The organism is Streptomyces nanhaiensis (assembly GCF_046614825.1).
Taxonomy (GTDB): domain Bacteria; phylum Actinomycetota; class Actinomycetes; order Streptomycetales; family Streptomycetaceae; genus Streptomyces; species Streptomyces radiopugnans.
Genome location: NZ_JBKJFM010000033.1, coordinates 24,934 through 42,712, shown reverse-complemented (window position 1 = coordinate 42,712; position 17,779 = coordinate 24,934). Strand labels below are relative to the sequence as shown.

13 protein-coding genes and 1 tRNA gene are annotated in these 17,779 nt (G+C 72.6%); 6 read left to right on the top strand and 8 right to left on the bottom strand.

What is annotated here, in order from left to right; all coding sequences use genetic code 11:
* On the top strand, positions 1–1,304 hold a 1,304-nt coding region (locus ACLIYP_RS10870; RefSeq protein WP_412712920.1), incomplete at its 5' end, for an ATP-dependent helicase C-terminal domain-containing protein.
* Positions 1,305–1,355: 51 nt separating this feature from the next.
* On the opposite strand, the gene ACLIYP_RS10865 is transcribed toward ACLIYP_RS10870, so the two are convergent.
* On the bottom strand, positions 1,356–2,792 hold the full coding sequence (locus tag ACLIYP_RS10865) for a lytic transglycosylase domain-containing protein (RefSeq protein ID WP_412712919.1): 1,437 nt from the start codon (positions 2,790–2,792) through the stop codon (positions 1,356–1,358).
* A gap of 524 nt (positions 2,793–3,316) precedes the next feature.
* Positions 3,317–6,061 carry a DNA polymerase I gene (gene polA, locus ACLIYP_RS10860; RefSeq protein ID WP_412712918.1) on the bottom strand — a complete coding sequence of 915 codons (2,745 nt, stop codon included), beginning with the start codon at positions 6,059–6,061 and terminating at the stop codon, positions 3,317–3,319.
* A 92-nt stretch (positions 6,062–6,153) separates the two neighbouring features.
* Between polA and ACLIYP_RS10855 the strand changes: the two genes are divergently transcribed.
* From ACLIYP_RS10855 to ACLIYP_RS10845, 3 genes are all read left to right on the top strand, one after another.
* The gene (locus tag ACLIYP_RS10855; protein WP_412712917.1) at positions 6,154–8,454 is read left to right on the top strand and encodes an FdhF/YdeP family oxidoreductase; all 2,301 of its coding nucleotides are present in this window, start codon (positions 6,154–6,156) and stop codon (positions 8,452–8,454) included.
* Between the two features lie 79 nt (positions 8,455–8,533).
* Complete coding sequence (locus ACLIYP_RS10850; protein ID WP_412712916.1) at positions 8,534–9,007, top strand: PaaI family thioesterase; 474 nt, start codon at positions 8,534–8,536, stop codon at positions 9,005–9,007.
* Between the two features lie 112 nt (positions 9,008–9,119).
* Positions 9,120–10,013: a trypsin-like serine protease gene (locus tag ACLIYP_RS10845; RefSeq protein ID WP_412712915.1), complete on the top strand. Its 894-nt coding sequence runs from the start codon at positions 9,120–9,122 to the stop codon at positions 10,011–10,013.
* A gap of 125 nt (positions 10,014–10,138) precedes the next feature.
* Here the strand turns inward: ACLIYP_RS10845 and ACLIYP_RS10840 are convergent, their stop codons facing one another.
* The 6 genes from ACLIYP_RS10840 to ACLIYP_RS10815 form a co-directional block, all read right to left on the bottom strand.
* On the bottom strand, positions 10,139–10,903 hold the full coding sequence (locus tag ACLIYP_RS10840) for an ABC transporter ATP-binding protein (RefSeq protein ID WP_412712914.1): 765 nt from the start codon (positions 10,901–10,903) through the stop codon (positions 10,139–10,141).
* Positions 10,900–11,889, bottom strand: a complete 990-nt coding sequence (locus tag ACLIYP_RS10835; RefSeq protein WP_412712913.1) for an ABC transporter ATP-binding protein — start codon at positions 11,887–11,889, stop codon at positions 10,900–10,902. Before ACLIYP_RS10835 ends, ACLIYP_RS10840 begins: the two co-directional genes overlap by 4 nt.
* On the bottom strand, positions 11,886–13,286 hold the full coding sequence (locus tag ACLIYP_RS10830; protein WP_412712912.1) for a branched-chain amino acid ABC transporter permease: 1,401 nt from the start codon (positions 13,284–13,286) through the stop codon (positions 11,886–11,888). The genes ACLIYP_RS10835 and ACLIYP_RS10830 overlap by 4 nt, the downstream gene beginning before the upstream one ends.
* Positions 13,283–14,206 carry a branched-chain amino acid ABC transporter permease gene (locus ACLIYP_RS10825; RefSeq protein ID WP_093655306.1) on the bottom strand — a complete coding sequence of 308 codons (924 nt, stop codon included), beginning with the start codon at positions 14,204–14,206 and terminating at the stop codon, positions 13,283–13,285. The genes ACLIYP_RS10830 and ACLIYP_RS10825 overlap by 4 nt, the downstream gene beginning before the upstream one ends.
* Before the next feature lie 175 nt (positions 14,207–14,381).
* Positions 14,382–15,542, bottom strand: a complete 1,161-nt coding sequence (locus ACLIYP_RS10820) for a branched-chain amino acid ABC transporter substrate-binding protein (RefSeq protein WP_412712911.1) — start codon at positions 15,540–15,542, stop codon at positions 14,382–14,384.
* A gap of 470 nt (positions 15,543–16,012) precedes the next feature.
* Complete coding sequence (locus ACLIYP_RS10815; protein WP_412712921.1) at positions 16,013–16,666, bottom strand: ANTAR domain-containing response regulator; 654 nt, start codon at positions 16,664–16,666, stop codon at positions 16,013–16,015.
* Positions 16,667–16,789: 123 nt separating this feature from the next.
* Here ACLIYP_RS10815 and ACLIYP_RS10810 point away from each other — a divergent pair.
* Both ACLIYP_RS10810 and ACLIYP_RS10805 read left to right on the top strand, forming a co-directional pair.
* Positions 16,790–16,864: transfer RNA gene (locus ACLIYP_RS10810), tRNA-Leu, on the top strand.
* Positions 16,865–16,974: 110 nt separating this feature from the next.
* Positions 16,975–17,757, top strand: coding sequence for a transcriptional regulator (locus ACLIYP_RS10805; RefSeq protein WP_412712910.1), 783 nt, complete (start codon positions 16,975–16,977; stop codon positions 17,755–17,757).
* Positions 17,758–17,779: the final 22 nt, after the last annotated feature.

The window sequence follows — 17,779 nt, the reverse complement described above, 5'->3', positions numbered from 1 at the left end:
CCACGCAGCTGGCGCCGGTACGGCCTCGCTCAGCTCCACACACCAGGCGTCGTCCGGCAAGGAGTAGTGGAACTGGACGGCGTAGTGGCGGCCTGCATGAACGCGCAGCTGTGGCATGCCCGCAGGTGGTGGCGCTGCTGAGCGAGGAGCCGCCCCGGGAGTACGGGGACGAGGTGGCGGCGGTGTGGCGCACCGCGCGCCGGGGCCGGGACGCGTACGCCGCCCGCTGGCGCCGGGAGGCGCGCCGGCTGGAGGGAGCCCTGCCCGGCGGGCCCGGCGGGCAGGGCTGCGCGGGAGCGGCCGACGACGCGGCCGCCGGGCTGGTGGTCGCGCTGGCCTTCCCCGAGCGGGTGGCGCGCTCACGCGGCGGGCGGGCGTATCTGATGGCCTCCGGCACCCGTGCCGAGCTCGCCCCGGGGTCAGGGCCGGGCGACGCGCCCTGGCTGGCGGTCGCCGTCGCGGACCGGCCCGTGGGGGCCGCCTGCGCGCGGATACGGCTGGCCGCGGCGATCGACGAGGACACGGCGCGGGAGGCGGCCGGGGCGCTGTACGCAAAGGCCGAGGAGGTCTTCTGGTCCGCCGGGCGGCGCGATGTGGTGGCCCGGCGCGTGGAGCGGCTGGGCGCGGTCGAGCTGTCCTCCGGCCCACTGCGCGACCCGGACCCGGCACGGGTGCGGGCGGCCCTGCTGGAGGGGCTGCGGCGCGAGGGCGTGGGGCTGCTGCGCTGGACTCGGGAGGCCGAGTCGCTGCGGCAGCGGCTGGCCTTCCTCCACCGGGAGCTGGGCGAGCCGTGGCCGGAGGTGTCGGACGAGGCGCTGCCGGCGCGGGCGGACGAGTGGCTGGACGGGGTGCTGGGCTCGGCGCGGCAGCGGGCCGACCTGGAGCGCGCGGACGCGGGCCGGCTGCTGGGCGCCCTGCTGCCGTGGGCCTCCGGGGACGCCGCCCGGCTGGACGAACTGGCGCCGGAGCGGATCGAGGTGCCCTCGGGCTCGCGGATACGGGTGGACTACGGCGGGGAGCGGCCGGTGCTCGCGGTCAAGCTCCAGGAGCTGTTCGGCTGGCAGGAGGCTCCCCGGCTGGCGGGCGGCCGGGTGCCGCTGCTGGTGCACCTGCTGTCGCCCGCGGGGCGGCCGGCGGCCGTGACCGCGGATCTGGCGTCGTTCTGGCGCGACGGGTACCGCTCGGTGCGGGCCGAGCTGCGCGGCCGCTACCCCAAGCACCCCTGGCCCGAGGATCCGGCGGCCGCGGAGCCGACCGGGCGCACGGCCGCCGCGGCGCGGAGGGCGGCCGGGCGGGGGCGCTGAGCGGTGCGCGCCGCGGGGGTCCGGTGGCGCCGGCCCCCGCGGCGCGGCGGTTCAGTCCTCCTGGCGGGCCTGGACGGTGGCGCCGGCGGTCGGGGCGGGAGCCTGCTCCCCGTCGTCCTGCCCGGGCTCGTCCGGGTTCTCGGTGTCCTCGTCCCCGCAGGGGTCCTCCGGGTCCTCAGGATCCTCCGGGCCGTCCCCGGGCTCCTCCGGGTCCCCGGAGTCCCCCGGTTCCCCGCTCGGGGCGGGGGAGGGCGAGCCGGTGGGCTCCTCGGTGCTCTCGCCGGGCGCCTCCGGGCTCTCGGGGTGCTCCGGGTCCACCGGGCATTCGGGGTCCTCGCCGGGCTCCTCCGGCTCCTCCCCGGGCTCTTCGGGCTCCTCGCCGGGCTCCTCCGGCTCATCGCCGGGCTCTTCGGGCTCCTCGCCGGGCTCCTCCGGCTCCTCGCCGGGCTCTTCGGGATTCTCCGGCTCCTCCCCCGGCTCCTCGGGGTCCCCGGGCCGCTCCGGCTCCTCGCCCGGCGCCCCGGGCTCCTCGGAGTCGGCCGGCGGGAGGGGGACGATCGTTCCGTCCCTGGAGACGGGCGGCTTCGGGGAGGGCTTCTTGCCGTCCCCGTCCTTCCCGCCGCCGTCCTCGTCCTTCCGGTCGCCGGTCTTCTCCCCCGGACCCTCGGTGGAGTCGGCGGCCGGCTTTCCGCCCGGCCGTGCGGGCCGCGACTCGTTGCCCGCACCGGGGCTGTCGGGCAGCACTCCCTGGCCGTCGGGGACCTCGTGGGCGCCCTTGCGGTAGAAGTCCAGCCAGGACAGCACCGTGCGCAGGTACTCCCGCGACTGGTTGTAGCTGAGGATGGCCCGTTCCAGGTCGGCCGGGTCCGACAGGTTCCTGCCGCCCGCGCACAGGTAGCGCCCGGCGGCGAGGGCGGCGTCGTGGATGTTGTTCGGGTCCTCGCGGCCGTCGCCGTTGCCGTCCGCGCCCCAGTTGGCCCAGGTGGACGGGATGAACTGCATCGGCCCGACGGCCCGGTCGTAGCGGGTGTCGCCGTCGTAGGCGCCGCCGTCGGTGTCCGAGATGTGCGCGAAGCCCACGCCGTTGAGCGCGGGCCCCAGGATCGGCTTGTGGGTGGTGCCCTGGGCGTCCACGGCTCCGCCGCGTGCCTGCCCGGACTCCACCTTGCCTATCGCGGCCAGGAGTTGCCAGGGGAGGTTGCAGCCGGGCCGCTCCTCGCCCAGGGTCCGCTCCGCCCGCTTGTAGGCGGCCAGGACGGTGGCGGGTATGCCGGACTCGGCGGGACCGGTGACCTCCGGCAGGTCGCTGGAGGATCCGGGCTTGTCCGGCTTCACCAGCGGCGGAAGCTCGGTGTGGTAGGGGGAGTTGCCGTCGGCGGGAAGGTCGGACGCCTCCGGGGAGCCCGCCGCCTCCCGGCCGCCGGGTTGCACCAGTTCCAGGCCGGGTCCCTGCGACGCGGTGAGCGCGGCCATCGCCGCAGCCGCCACCGCGGTGCTGGTAACGCCCCTTCGGACCCTGCCCACGAGCCGCCGAGCCGCCATCTGCCAGACCCTCCACGCTGTTGTCCCGCGCTGCCGCGCCGCATCCGCCGGATGCGGCGCGTCTCAGACGCCCTGTACGGTTTTGTACGCCCTGTGTGCCCGGTTCGCCCGGCGCGCGCGGTGTGTTCGCGCTCCGAGCGCGCCGCCTCCCCGCGAACGGTAACGAGCGGGACACTACGGCAAGTTCGGCACCCGATCCACCACACCCGAGGACGACGCGGCAACGCACACGACCGTTCCACCGGACGTTCACCGCCGTTCGCCGTCCTCCGCGGCCGACCCTCCCGCGGGCGCTCGCGGCGCTTACGGTGCTCGCGGTGCTCGCTGCCCGTCCTGGACCGGACCCGGGCTCCCGGAGCCGGCCGCGGGCCGTTCTCCGCCCGCCTCCCCGCGCAGAGGACCGCCGTGTGCCGCCACGGGCGGGCCGTCCCCGGCCCGCGGGCGGCACACGGCGGTCTTTCGCGGCCGCCTCAGTGGGCGGCGTCCTCCCAGTTCCCGCCGGAGCCCACGGAGACGTCCAGCGGCGCCTTCAGCCGGACGGCCCCGGCCATCTCTCCGCGCACCAGCTCCTCCACCCGGGCCCGCTCGCCCGGGGCCACCTCCAGCACGATCTCGTCGTGCACCTGGAGCAGCATGCGCGAGCGCAGCCCCGCCTCGTCCAGCGCCCGGTCCACCTTCAGCATCGCGATCTTCACGATGTCCGCGGCGGTGCCCTGGATCGGGGCGTTGAGCGCCATCCGCTCGGCCATCTCGCGGCGCTGGCGGTTGTCGCTGTTGAGGTCGGGCAGATAGCGGCGGCGGCCCAGGATGGTGGAGGTGTAGCCGGTGGCCCGGGCGTCCTCCACCACCCGGTGCAGGTAGTCGCGCACCCCGCCGAAGCGTTCGAAGTAGGCGTCCATCAGCCTGTGCGCCTCGTCCGCGGCGATGCCGAGCTGCTGCGACAGGCCGAAGGCCGACAGCCCGTAGGCCAGCCCGTACGACATGGCCTTGATCTTGCGGCGCATCTCCGGGTCCACCCGGTCCTTGGGGACCTCGAAGACCTGGGAGGCGGCGGTGGTGTGCAGGTCCTCGCCGGAGGTGAACGCCTCGATCAGGCCCTCGTCCTCCGACAGGTGCGCCATCACCCGCAGTTCGATCTGGCTGTAGTCGGCCGTCAGCAGCGACTCGTACCCCTCGCCGACCACGAAGCCCCGGCGGATGGCCCGGCCCTCGTCGGTGCGCACCGGGATGTTCTGCAGGTTGGGGTCGGTGGAGGACAGCCGGCCGGTGGCGGCGACCGTCTGGTTGAAGGTGGTGTGGATGCGGCCGTCGGCGGCGATCGTCTTGATCAGGCCCTCGACGGTGGTGCGCAGTTTGGACTGCTCTCGGTAGCGCAGCATGATCACCGGCAGCTCGTGCTCGGTCTGCGTCGCCAGCCAGGTCAGCGCGTCGGCGTCCGTGGTGTAACCGGTCTTGGTCCGCTTCGTCTTCGGCAGGCCCAGCTCGCCGAAGAGCACCTCCTGCAGCTGCTTGGGCGAGCCGAGGTTGAACTCGTGGCCCACCGCGGTGTGCGCCTCGCGCACCGCCTGCTGGACGGCCGCGGCGAACTGCTGCTCCATACGGCCCAGCCACTCGCGGTCCGCGGCGATGCCCGCCCGCTCCATCCGGGCCAGCAGGCCCGAGGTCGGCAGCTCGATGTCCTGGAGCAGCCCGGAGGCGCCGACCTCCGCCAGCCGCCCGGTCAGCGCCCCGCCCAGGTCCAGGACGGTGCGGGCCCGGGCCATCAGCGCGTCCGCCTCGGCCTCCTCGTCCGCACCCAGCGCCAGCTGCCCGCTGCTCTCGGCGGGCCGGGCCGGCTCCCGGCCCAGGAACTCCACCGACAGCGCCTCCAGGGCGAACGAGCGGCGGCCCGGCTGCACCAGGTAGGCGGCCAGCGCGGTGTCCATCGTGACGCCCGCGACGCTCCAGCCGTGCTCGGCGAAGACCCGCATCAACGCCTTGGCGTCGTGCATCACCTTCGGCCGGGCCCCGTCGGCGATCCACGCCGCGAACGCCCGCTCGTCGGCCTCGTCCAGCTGGGCCGGGTCGAACCACACGGCCGGACCGCTCCCGGTGGCCAGGGCGATCTCGGCGACGCTGCCCGAGCCCAGCTTCCAGCTGTCGACGGTGGCCACACCCAGCGGATCGGAGCCGGAGGCGGCGTGCTCGGCCAGCCAGGGGGCCAGCTCGCCCGCGCCGGCGACCACCCCGTCGACCTCCACACCGTCCGCCGGGGCCGCCGCCTCCTGGCCGGAGGCGCCCGGGTCGACCGCGTACAGCCGGTCGCGGAAACCGGTGTTGCGGAACTCCAGCGCGTCCAGCACCACCTCCAGCGCCCCCCGGTCGTACGGCGCCCGCACCAGGTCCGCCGGGCCGGCCGGCAGCTCCACGTCGCACACCAGCGCCGTCAGCCGCCGGTTGAGCCGGACGCTGTCCAGGTGCTCGCGCAGCTTCTCCCCGACCTTGCCCTTGACCTCGTCGGCGCGCTCCAGCAGCTCGGCGAGGGAGCCGAACTGCCTGATCCACTTCGCGGCGGTCTTCTCGCCCACCCCGGGGATGCCGGGGAGGTTGTCCGACGGATCGCCGCGCAGGGCCGCGAAGTCCGGGTACTGCTCGGGGGTCAGGCCGTACTTCTCCTCCACCATCGAGGGGGTGAAGCGGGTCAGCTCCGACACCCCCCTGGTGGGGTACAGCACCGTCGTCGCGTCGTTGACGAGCTGGAAGGAGTCCCGGTCGCCGGTGACGATCGAGACGTGGAAGCCCTCGGCCACCGCCTGCGTGGCCAGGGTGGCGATGATGTCGTCCGCCTCGAAGCCCTCCACCGCGAACCGCCGGATGCCCATCGCGTCCAGCAGTTCGCCGATCAGCTCCACCTGCCCCTTGAAGCCGTCCGGCGACTTGGAGCGGTTCGCCTTGTAGTCGGCGAACTCCTCGGTGCGCCAGGTCGTGCGCGACACGTCGAAGGCGACCGCCAGGTGGGTGGGGTCCTCGTCGCGCAGCGTGTTCGCCAGCATCGAGGCGAAACCGTAGATCGCGTTCGTCGGCTGCCCGGTGGTGGTGGAGAAGTTCTCCTCGGGCAGCGCGAAGAACGCCCGGTAGGCGAGGGAGTGCCCGTCCAGCAGGAGCAGGCGCCTGTCCTGGTGCCCGGGCGGATCGGAGGGGTTCGCTGCGGTCGCTTTCGATGCTTTGTTGGCCACGCCCCGATCCTGCCACGCACCACCGACACCGGATCACGGGCCGCCCTGGAGCCACTGTCGCACGCCGGTGGCGCGTGGCAGGATCACCGGTCATGAGACGCAGGCCGCCCGCCACCGATCCCGTCCAGGACGCCCCCCGGGTCGGCCCCCCGCGCCGGAGTGCCGCCGGGCTGCCCGCCGTCGCCCGGTCCCTGCGCGTGGCCGGGGAGCAGATGGGGGTGCGGCGCACCGCGCTGACCCTGCTGAGGGTCAACCAGGAGGACGGCTTCGACTGCCCCGGCTGCGCCTGGCCCGAGCCGGAGCGGCGGCACACCGCGGAGTTCTGCGAGAACGGCGCCAAGGCCGTCGCCGAGGAGGCCACGCTGCGGCGGGTGACCCCCGCCTTCTTCGCCGAGCACCCCGTGGCCGACCTGGCGACGCGCTCCGGCTACTGGCTGGGGCAGCAGGGCCGCCTCACCCGCCCGATGTACCTGGCCGAGGGATCCGGCCGCTACGAGCCGATCGGCTGGGACGAGGCCCTCGAGATCGTCGCCGGCGAACTGCGCGCCCTGGACTCCCCCGACGAGGCCGTCTTCTACACCTCCGGCCGCACGAGCAACGAGGCCGCCTTCCTCTACCAGCTCCTGGCCCGCTGCCTGGGCACCAACAACCTGCCCGACTGCTCCAACCTGTGCCACGAGTCCTCCGGCGCCGCGCTGACCGAGACCCTCGGCGTCGGCAAGGGCAGCGTGCTCCTGGAGGACCTCCACCGCGCCGACCTGGTCATCGTCGCCGGGCAGAACCCGGGCACCAACCACCCGAGGATGCTCTCCGCGCTGGAGAGGGCCAAGAAGGGCGGCGCGCGGATCATCACCGTCAACCCGCTGCCCGAGGCCGGCCTGGAGCGGTTCGACAACCCGCAGACCCTGCGCGGCCTGGCCGGATCCGGCACACGGCTGACCGACCTGTTCCTGCAGATCCGCATCGGCGGCGACCAGGCCCTCTTCCGCGAGCTGTGCCGCCGGGTGCTGGAGGCCGACGGCGGGGTGGACGAGGCCTTCGTCCGCGAACACACCCACGGGTACGAGGAGTTCGCCGCCGCGGCCCGCGCCACCGACCCCGCCGACGTGCTGCGCGCCACCGGGCTCGCCCCGGCCGACATCGACCGCGCCGCCGAACTGGTGCTGGCCTCGGAGCGCACCGTGGTGTGCTGGGCCATGGGCCTGACCCAGCACCGGCACGCCGTGCCCACCATCCGCGAGATCGTCAACCTCCTGCTGCTGCGCGGCGCCGTCGGCCGCCCCGGCGCCGGGGTCTGCCCGGTGCGCGGCCACAGCAACGTCCAGGGCGACCGCACCATGGGCATCGTCGAGAAGCCCTCCGGCGCCCTGCTGGACGCCCTGGAGGCCGAGTTCGGCCTCCCCATGCCGCGCGAGCACGGCCTGGACGTGGTGAACGCCATCCGCGCCCTGCGCGACGGGCGGGCGAAGGTCTTCTTCGCCCTCGGCGGCAACTTCGTCGCCGCCTCCCCCGACACCGAGGTGACCGAGGCGGCCGTGCGGCGGGCCCGGCTGACCGTGCACGTGTCCACCAAGCTCAACCGCTCCCACTGCGTCACCGGCGCCCGCGCCCTGATCCTGCCCACCCTCGGCCGCACCGAGCGCGACGTCCAGGCCTCCGGGGAGCAGTTCGTCACCGTCGAGGACTCCATGGGCGTCGTCCACGCCTCCCGCGGGCGCCTCGCCCCCGCGAGCGAGCACCTGCTGTCCGAGCCCGCCATCGTCTGCCGGCTGGCCCGCCGCGTCCTGGGCCCCGGCCACCCCGTGCCCTGGGAGGAGTTCGAGGCCGACTACGCCGCGATCCGCGACCGCATCGCCCGCACCATCCCCGGCTTCGCCGACTTCAACGCCCGCGTCGCCCGCCCCGGCGGCTTCACCCTGCCCCACGCCCCGCGCGACGAACGCCGCTTCCCCACCGCCACCGGAAAGGCCAACTTCACCGCCGCGCCGCTGACCTGGCCGCACCTCCCGCCCGGCCGCCTGCTGCTGCAGACCCTGCGCTCCCACGACCAGTACAACACCACCGTCTACGGCCTCGACGACCGCTACCGCGGCATCGAGGGAGGCCGCCGCGTGGTCCTCGTCCACCCCGGCGACGCCGCCGCGCTCGGCCTGGCGGACGGCTCCTACGCCGACCTCACCAGCGAGTGGGAGGACGGCCGCGAGCGCACCGCGCCCGGCTTCCGCGTCGTCCACTACCCCACCGCCCGCGGCTGCGCGGCCGCCTACTTCCCCGAGACCAACGTCCTGGTCCCCCTCGACGCCACCGCCGAGACCAGCAACACCCCCGCCAGCAAGTCCGTGGTGATCCGCCTCACCCCCGCCCGAGGGCCCGCCGATCCCTCTGATAAGTAAGACGGTGTAGAGCACATCCATCACCCGCCGCAGGGCCGTGCCCCACCGGCCCCGGCACGACGATCGGAGCCACGCGCCCATGGGCGAGCCGACCAGCACCGTCTTCCCCCAGGAGATCCTCGACCAGTGGGCCGGGCGCGGCATCGACCTGCCCGCCCTGTTCTCCGCCGGACGCCTCGGCGAGCGCATGGGCCTGGTCATCACCCACGCCGCGCCCGAGAAGGTCGTCGGCACCCTCCCCGTCGAGGGCAACACCCAGCCCTACGGGCTGCTGCACGGCGGCGCCTCCGCCGTGCTGGCCGAGACCCTCGGCTCCGTCGGCGCCATGCTCCACGGCGGCCCCACCAGGCTCGCCGTCGGCGTGGACCTCAACTGCACCCACCACCGCGGACTGACCTCCGGCACCGTCACCGGCACCGCCACCCCCGTGCACCGCGGCCGGTCCACCACCACCTACGAGATCGCCGTCACCGACGAGCAGGACCGCCGCGTGTGCAGCGCCCGGCTCACCTGCATGCTGCGCGACGCGCCCGGGGACGCCTACCGCACCTGACCGGCCCTCACCGAAAAAGCACAGGTCAAAGGGTTCTCCGCACCCGGTCCGATGCGCTTCGATACCGGTCCGGGCCGCCATCGGGGCGGCCGGGACCGAAAGGACACCGATCGTGCGGGCCACACGCCTGACATCACCCCGCAAGCGCGCCGCGGCCGTCACCACGGCCGCCGCCGCGCTCACGGTGGCAGCAGCCCTCCCCGCGGCGGCCATCAGCACCTACAACTCCTCCCCCGCCCCCGAACGGACCGAGGTCGGGGCCCTGGTCGTCACCTACGACCACGACGAGGACGCCGCCACCCCCGACCGCGTCGACTGGTTCTGCTCGGGCACCATGATCGACCGCGACACCTTCCTCACCGCCGCCCACTGCACCACCGACTGGCCGGCCGGCGCCCGCTTCCACGTCTCCCTGGAGCAGGACGTACAGGCCGCCCTCGACGCGGCCGCGCGGGAGCACCCCGGCGACCCGGCCGCCGTCGCCGCGGCCGTCGCCGTCGAGGGCACCGCGCACAACCACCCGGAGTACCCCGGCCCCGCCACCGACACCCGCGACATCTCCGTCGTGGAGGTCCCCGCCGGCCGGATGGCCGACCGCTGGGACTTCACCCCTGCCACCCTGCCCACCGCCGGGCAGCTCGACGCCCTGGGCCCCCAGGCGCTGGACGGCACCGGCTTCACCGTCGCCGGCTACGGCACCCAGGAGGCCCAGCGCGGCCCCGGCGGCCACACCCACCCCGGCGGCGGCGTGCGGATGAAGGCCCCTACCTCCTTCAACGCCCTCAACAAGGCGTGGGTGCGCGTGGCCATGACCGCCCCGCAGGGCAACGGCGGCGCCTGCTACGGCGACTCCGGCGGCCCCAACTTCGCCGAGATCGGCGGTGAGCGCGTCCTGGTCGGCACCACCATCACCGGTGACGCCCCCTGCTACGCCACGAACGTCGCCTACCGCCTCGACGCGCCCGGCGCCCGCGCCTTCCTCGCCCCCTACACCGACCTGCCCTGACCCGCGCACGCAACCGGACCCGTCCGCGCGTCCGGCCGGCACCACCGGCCGGACGCGCGAACGGCGGTGCCGCGGCGGCCTGCAGGCCGCCGCGGCACCGCCGCCTCACCCGACGAGGAGAGCCGTCAGGCGCCCTCGCCCAGATAGGCCGCCCGCACCCGCGGGTCGGACAGCAGCTCGGACGCCTCGCCCTCCATCGCCACCGAGCCGGTCTCCAGCACGTACCCGCGGTCGGCCATCCGCAGCGCCTGGGCGGCGTTCTGCTCCACCAGCAGCACCGTGGTGCCCTGCTCGTTGATCTCCTTGACGATCTCGAAGATCTGCTGAACGATCAGCGGCGCCAGACCCATCGACGGCTCGTCCAGCAGCAGCACCTCAGGCTTGCCCATCAGGGCGCGGCCGATCGCCAGCATCTGCTGCTCACCGCCCGACAGCGTCCCGCCCAGCTGGCTCTTGCGCTCCCCCAGCCGCGGGAACAGCGTGAACACCCGGTCCATGTCGGCCTTGTCCACCGACTTGAACCGGTACGCCCCCATCTGGAGGTTCTCCCGGACGGTCATCCGCGGGAACACCCCGCGCCCCTCGGGGACATGGCCGATGCCGAACCGGACCAGATCGTGCGACTTGATGCCGTCGATCCGCTCCCCGTGCAGCAGCACCTGCCCCTCGCGCGGCGCGATCATCCCCGACGCCGTCCGCAGCGTGGTCGTCTTGCCCGCGCCGTTGGCGCCCAGCAGCGCGACCACCTCACCGCGGCGGACCGTCAGGTTGACGCCCTTGAGCGCCTCGATGGCGCCGTAGAACACCCGCAGGTCCCGCAGCTCCAGCACCACCGGGGCGGCAGGCTCGCCGCCCTGCGGCTCCTTCTTCAGATCCGTGGTGACGCTCACTCGTGCTCCTTGGTGTCCCGCCGCGGCGCCTCGGCACCGGCTTCGGCACCGGCCCCGGCTCCGGCGTCTTCCTCCGCGCCCGCGCCCTCGGCACCGTCCCCGGCACCGCCCTCGGCGACGATCTCCGCCACCGCGGCCTCGTCCTCCTCGGCCACCGAGCCCAGGTACGCCTCGATCACCGCCGGGTCCTGCTGCACCTGCGACGGGGAACCCTCGGCGATCTTCTTGCCGAAGTTGAGCACCATCACCCGGTCGGCCACCGACATCACCAGCCGCATGTCGTGCTCGATCAGCAGCACGCTCACGCCCAGCTCGGTGTTGATCCGCCGGATCAGCTCCTCCAGCTCCAGCTTCTCCGTCGGGTTGGTGCCCGCCGCCGGCTCGTCCAGCAGCAGCACCTCCGGATCCGTCGCCAGCGCCCGCGCGATCTCCAGCCGCCGCTGGTCGCCGTAGCTCAGCGACCCCGCCAGCTCGTTCATCTTCTCCAGCAGGCCGACGTACGACAGCACCTCGTGCGCCCGGCGGTCGCTGGCCCGCTCGGCCTTCCGCGCGTTCGGCAGACCCAGCATGATCGACACCGGACCGGCCTTCAGCCGGGTCTCCGCAGCGATCTTGACGTTCTCCAGCGCGGTCAGCGCCCCGAACAGCCGGATGTTCTGGAACGTGCGCGCCAGGCCCCACTGGCTGACCACGTGCGGCTTGGCGCCCAGCAGCGAGTGCTCACCGCCCGAGCGAGGACGGAAGACGATCCGCCCCTCCTGCGGCACGTACGCACCCGTCAGCGAGTTGAACAGCGACGTCTTGCCCGCACCGTTGGGCCCGATGACCGCCAGCACCTCACCGCGCCGCATCCGCAGCTCGACGTCGTCCAGACTGGTCAGACCGCCGAACCGCAGCGTCACGCCCGACGTCTCCAGCACCAGCTCACCGGCGCCGGCCGAACCGCCCGCCGGCCCCTGCTCCTTCTTCACCGTCTCGGTGGTCACGGCTGCCTGCCTTCCGCCGGGCCGGTCGCGTCGGCACCGCCGAGCCCCGCCTCCGCCATCTGCAGCTCACGCTTGCGGCGGCGGGAGGGCAGCACACCCTGCGGCCGGTAGATCATCATGATGACGAGGAGAGCGCCCAGGTACATGTAGCGGTCCTTGGGATCCACCCACTCGCGCAGGTACTCCGGCAGCCACACCAGGAACGCGGCGCCGAACAGCACCCCGGGGATCGACCCCATGCCGCCGAAGATGACGTAGGCCAGCACCAGGATCGACAGCAGGATCGCGAAGTTCTCCGGGTTGAAGTACCCGACCTTGCTCGCGTACGCCACCCCGGCCACACCCGAGGTCGACGCACCGATCGCGAACGCCATCAGCTTGTACCGCACCGTGGGCACACCCGTGGCCGCCGCGGCCACCTCGTCCTCGCGGATCGCGGTCCACGCCCGGCCCACCTTGGAGTGCTCCAGCCGCAGGAACAGGAAGATCGCCAGCACCACGAAGGCGACCAGCAGCCAGTAGTACGGCATCGGGTCCAGCTTCCACTCGTAGGAGAAGAAGCCCAGGTCGACGCTGAACCGCTCGACCTTCACACCGCGCGCGCCCTCCGTCACCCCGTCGGCGTTCTTCGCCACCAGGTAGACGATCTCGTGGAAGCCCAGCGTCACGATCGCCAGGTAGTCGCCCCGCAGCCGCAGCGTCGGAGCACCCAGGACCACCCCCGCCACCAGACACGTCAGCACCGCGATCGGCAGCACCAGGAAGTTGTTCAGCGCCACCGGCGGCTGGACCGGCAGCGCGCCCGTCCAGTACGCCGCGCTGTACGCGCCGATCGCGAAGAACGCGATGAAGCCCAGGTCCAGCAGACCCGCCCAGCCGATCACCACGTTCAGGCCGATCGCCAGCAGCACGAAGATCGCGATCTGGTCCACCAGCACCTGCTGCCAGTACCGCTCGACCCCCAGCGGCCCGAACACCACCAGCGCCAGCACGGCCGTCAGCACGCCCATGCGCACCCGCTTGTCGGCCGACCACACCTGGCGGACCCGCTCCAGCGGGCCGGAGGAGACCTTCTTCGTGCCCTTGACCGCACGCGAGGTCTGGTCGGCCAGGAACTCCCGCACCGCCCAGACCGCCACCGCGATCGCCAGCCAGACCCACAGGCCGACACCGGTGAAGTCCTCGCGCAGCGCCAGGAACAGGTCCTGGGTGGTGCCCTCCTCGCCCGTCATCAGCCTGAGCGTCACCGCCAGCGCCAGCAGGGCCCCCAGCCGCCGCCAGCGCGGCTCCTGGTACCAGTGCACCCTCCGCAGCCGGGCCGCCGCCGACAGCGGCGCCGTGGCGCTCTTCGGCGAGTCCTGCCCGGCCCCCTGCGCAGTCGAGGTCTTGATGCTCACGCCGTCCTCCCCACACGCTCGCCGAGAATGCCGGTCGGACGGACCATCAGCACCAGCACCAGCACCACGAAGGCACCGACGTAACGCCAGTCGTCACCCCACAGGCCCACCGTCATGGTCTCCACCACGCCCAGCACCAGACCGCCCAGCATCGCGCCGCGCACATTGCCGATACCGCCCAGCACCGCCGCCGCGAAGGCCGTGATACCGGGCAGGAAGCCCATCGTGTACCAGACCTGGCTGTTGGTGCCGAACAGGAAGCCGGCCGCACCGCCCAGCAGACCGCCGAGCACGAACGTCCGGGACACCACCTTGTCGATGTCCACGCCCATCAGCGACGCGACCTCCGGGTCCTGCGCCACCGCGCGGATGCCCGAACCCATCTTCGTGCGGTTCACCACGTAGTCCAGGCCGACCATCATCGCCACCGCCGACACCAGGATCAGCACCTGCGTGATCGTCAGCTCGGCGCCGAAGACGCTCAGCACCTTCTTGTTCTCGTACATCGACGGCATCGGCAGCGGATTGCGGCCGAACAGCTTGCCCGCCAGGTTGTACAGGAAGAACGAGGCGCCGATCGCGGTGATCAGGAACACCAGGCGCGGCGCGTGGTGTCTGCGCAACGGCCGGTACGCCACCCGTTCCAGACCGAAGGCCACCGCGCCGCCCAGCGCGGCACCCGCCAGCATGCCGATCAGGACGTAGGCGACCGAGCCCATGCCGGAGGGCGTCGACTCGGGGATCAGGGCGGTCAGGGCCAGCAGGCCCCCGTAACCGCCGAACATGAAGACCTCGCTGTGCGCGAAGTTCAGAAGCTGGAGCACGCCGTACACCAGCGTGTAGCCGATGGCGATGACGGCGTAGAGACTGCCGAGCACCACCCCTAGGACGAGGAAGTCCCAGAACTCACTGAGGGACATCGAACTGTCTTCCTTGTGGGAATGTGCCGCCCGGCCGTGCGTTCAGCACTCGGGGAGCGGGCGGCGCGAGGATCACGGAGGCGGACGCCCGGCACGAGCGCGGTGTCCACCGGTGTCACGCCGGCCGGCGCGGGAGCGAACCCACCGCGCCGGCCGGCCGGAAGCGTCGGCCTGCTCAGCCGGCCAGCTCGTCGACGCTGCCCTGGTACTCGATGCCCTCGCCCTTGACCTGGTACAGGTAGATGGTCTGGTTGGTGAACTCACCCTTGTCGTCGAAGGAGAACTCCTTCGTCAGACCCTTGTACTTCGCCCCGCGCAGAGCGTCCACCAGCGCCTGGCGCTCGACGCCGCCGTCCTCGTGGAGCTTCTTGATCTCCTCGATGATCATCATCGCGGCGTCGTACGACTCGGCCGAGTACGTGCCCGGAGCCTGCTTGAACTCCTTCTCGTAGTCCGCGGCGAACTTCTTCGTCGCGTCCTCCTTGGTGGCGTCCGTGCACGGGCAGGTCAGCAGCCAGCCGTCCGAGGCGTCGCCCGCCAGCTCTATGAACTGCGCGTCGTTGGTGCCGTCACCCGACATCGCCACGCCGTCGAAGCCCGCCTCCTTGAGCTTCTTGGCGAACGGGCCGGCGTCCTGGTAGTAGCCCGCGTAGATCAGCGCGTCCGGCTTGTTCTTGGTGACGTTCTTCGCCGCGGCGCTGTAGTCCGGCGTCTTCTGCGGCACGCTCTGGCGCACCACGTCCACACCGGCGGCCTTCAGGTCCTTCTCGGCGACGTCCGCCAGGCCGATGCCGTAGTCGGTCTTGTCGTCGACCACCACGACCTTCTCGGCCTCGACCTTCTCCGACAGGTACTTCGCCATCCCGGCGCCCTGGGCGCTGTCGTTCGGCACCGCGCGCAGGAACGTCTCGTAGCCCTTGGTCGTCAGGTCGGGACGCGTCGCCGACGACGACAGCGCCACCAGGCCCGCGGCCCCGTACACCTCGGCGGCCGTGTCCGCCGGGCCCGAGAACGCCGGGCCGATCACCGCGACGACGTCCTCGTCGTCGATCGCCTTCTGCGCGGCCGCCGTCGCCTTGTCCGGCAGGCCCTGGTCGTCGACCGGGACGTACTCGACCTTGAACCCGAGGTCGCCCTCGGCGTTCGCCTGGTCGATCGCCAGCTTGATGCCGTTCTCCATGTTCTGGCCGAGCTGCACGTTGTCGCCGGAGAGCGGGCCCTGGAAGGCGATCTTGTACGCGTCGCCGCTTCCGCTGTCCCCTCCGCCGCAACCGGTCAGCGCGAGCGCGCCGACGGCCATGGGAATGGCCAGCTTGACGATGGTCTTGTTGAGCACGTGGAACCCCCTGGAGCCTGCTCAGATCACGACGACCGCCGTACCGTTCCGGCGTCGCGGTCCGCACGTACGTACGTGCGGCGTGGCCCGGAATCTATTGCCCCAGAAGCAGACCAGATAGGTGAGAGCGGCAGATGTGATCTCCCTGTGACCTGCGCCATGCGCCGGAAACAGAACACTCCTTACCGGAGAACGGACAGAAAGGGAAAGATCATCAGGGGTCGGACCCCGCGAATTCCCAACCCGCCGGCCACAAAAGCCCGCCGCGGCAACCCAGTTGCGACCGCACACGGCCCGCACGAAGATCCGGAATCCCCCCTCCCTCTCCGACACCCCCAGCTCACACGGGGCCGGCGCCGCCGAAGGCGGCCGCGGCCCGCCCTTTGCGGCCCGGCGCCGGCAACGACCCCCGCCGCACCCGGGCCGCACCCCGGACCGCCCCTGACGGGCCCCGCGCCCCCCGTGCGGCGTCACCGCTGCTGCTTCTTCTCCTCCGCGTCCTGGATCACGGCCTCGGCCACCTGCCTCATCGACAGCCGGCGGTCCATCGAGGTCTTCTGGATCCACCGGAACGCGGCCGGCTCGGTCAGCCCGTACTGCGTCTGCAGCACCCCCTTGGCCCGGTCCACCAGCTTCCGCGTCTCCAGCCGCTGCGCGAGGTCGGCGACCTCCCGGCTCAGCACCTTCATCTCGTTGAACCGCGACACCGCCATCTCGATGGCGGGCACCACGTCGCTCTTGCTGAACGGCTTCACCAGGTACGCCATCGCGCCCGCGTCCCGCGCCCGCTCCACCAGCTCGCGCTGCGAGAAGGCGGTCAGCATCAGCACCGGGGCGATCGACTCCTCGGCGATCTTCTCGGCAGCCGAGATCCCGTCGAGCACGGGCATCTTCACGTCCATGATCACCAGATCCGGCCGGTGCTCCCGCGCCAGGTCCACGGCCCGCTGCCCGTCCCCGGCCTCGCCGACGACGGTGTAGCCCTCCTCCTCCAGCATCTCCTTGAGGTCCAGGCGGATCAGCGCCTCGTCCTCGGCGATGACGACCCGCGTCGTCTCCGGAGGCACGTGCGCCCGCTCGCCGGCCGCGCCGGCTCCGCTGTCGGCGCCGGCGTCGGTGCTGATGGGCTCGGGGATGTCCGCGGTGCTCACTGGGCTCCTCGTTTTCCGGCCAGGTGGACCACAAGAGCCTACCTAGTTCCTGTAAGGTGTACCTACGTCGGGAGGCCCCAGCCTTCGATTCACATGGCCCCGGTAGCCCAATTGGCAGCAGGCAATGGATTCAAAACCCATACAGTGTCGGTTCGAATCCGACCCGGGGCACTTTACCTTTATTTCCAAGGTTGCAAGCAAAGCGGGAAAACTTCACTGATCAGAGGGAATGCCCCTCGGATCCTCCCCCGGGGAACACTCTCTTGTACAGGCTCGCGAGCATGTACGACCTCGCCACGCGAAAGCGTGTCCTCGCCCTCGTCGACCAGGGTCGCAGCCTGAACTCCGTCAGCAGGCAGACCGGGATATCCCGCTCCGCGATCCGCGCCTGGCAGATCCGCATCCGGCCGCTCCCGAACGCCTCCCGGGAGGAGGACTGCTTCCGGTGCGGACCCGAGCCGTCCCTCCCCGCCGATCAGCCCGCCTACGCATACCTGCTCGGCCTCTACCTCGGCGACGGCTGCCTCAGCGCGCACCCCCGGCGTGGGGGCCACTATCTGCGGATCGCCTGCGCGGACGCCTGGCCCGGGCTGATCACCGCGTGCCGCGAGGCGATCACCGCCGTCCTGCCGGGCCGGAACGCCTACCTCGTACAGGCGCAGGGGTGCGTCATGGTCACCTCCTACGGCCGTCACTGGCCCTGTCTGTTCCCCCAGCACGGGCCGGGCAGGAAGCACGAGCGGCGCATCGCCCTGGAGCCCTGGCAGCGGGAAGTCACCGACGAGCACTCCTGGGAGCTGATCCGGGGGCTCGTCCACTCCGACGGCTGCCGGATCACCAACTGGACGACACGTCCCGTCGGGGGCGTGCGCAAGCGCTATGAGTACCCGCGGTACTTCTTCACCAACACCTCCGAGGACATCGTGCGCATCTACGGAGAGACCCTGGACCGGCTGGGAGTCGAGTGGCGGGCCGTACGCCGCCCCACCGGGGCGTACAGCGTCTCCGTCGCCCGCCGGGCGTCCGTGGCGCTGATGGACGCGCACATCGGGCCGAAGCACTGAAGCGGGCGGGCGGGAACGGGAA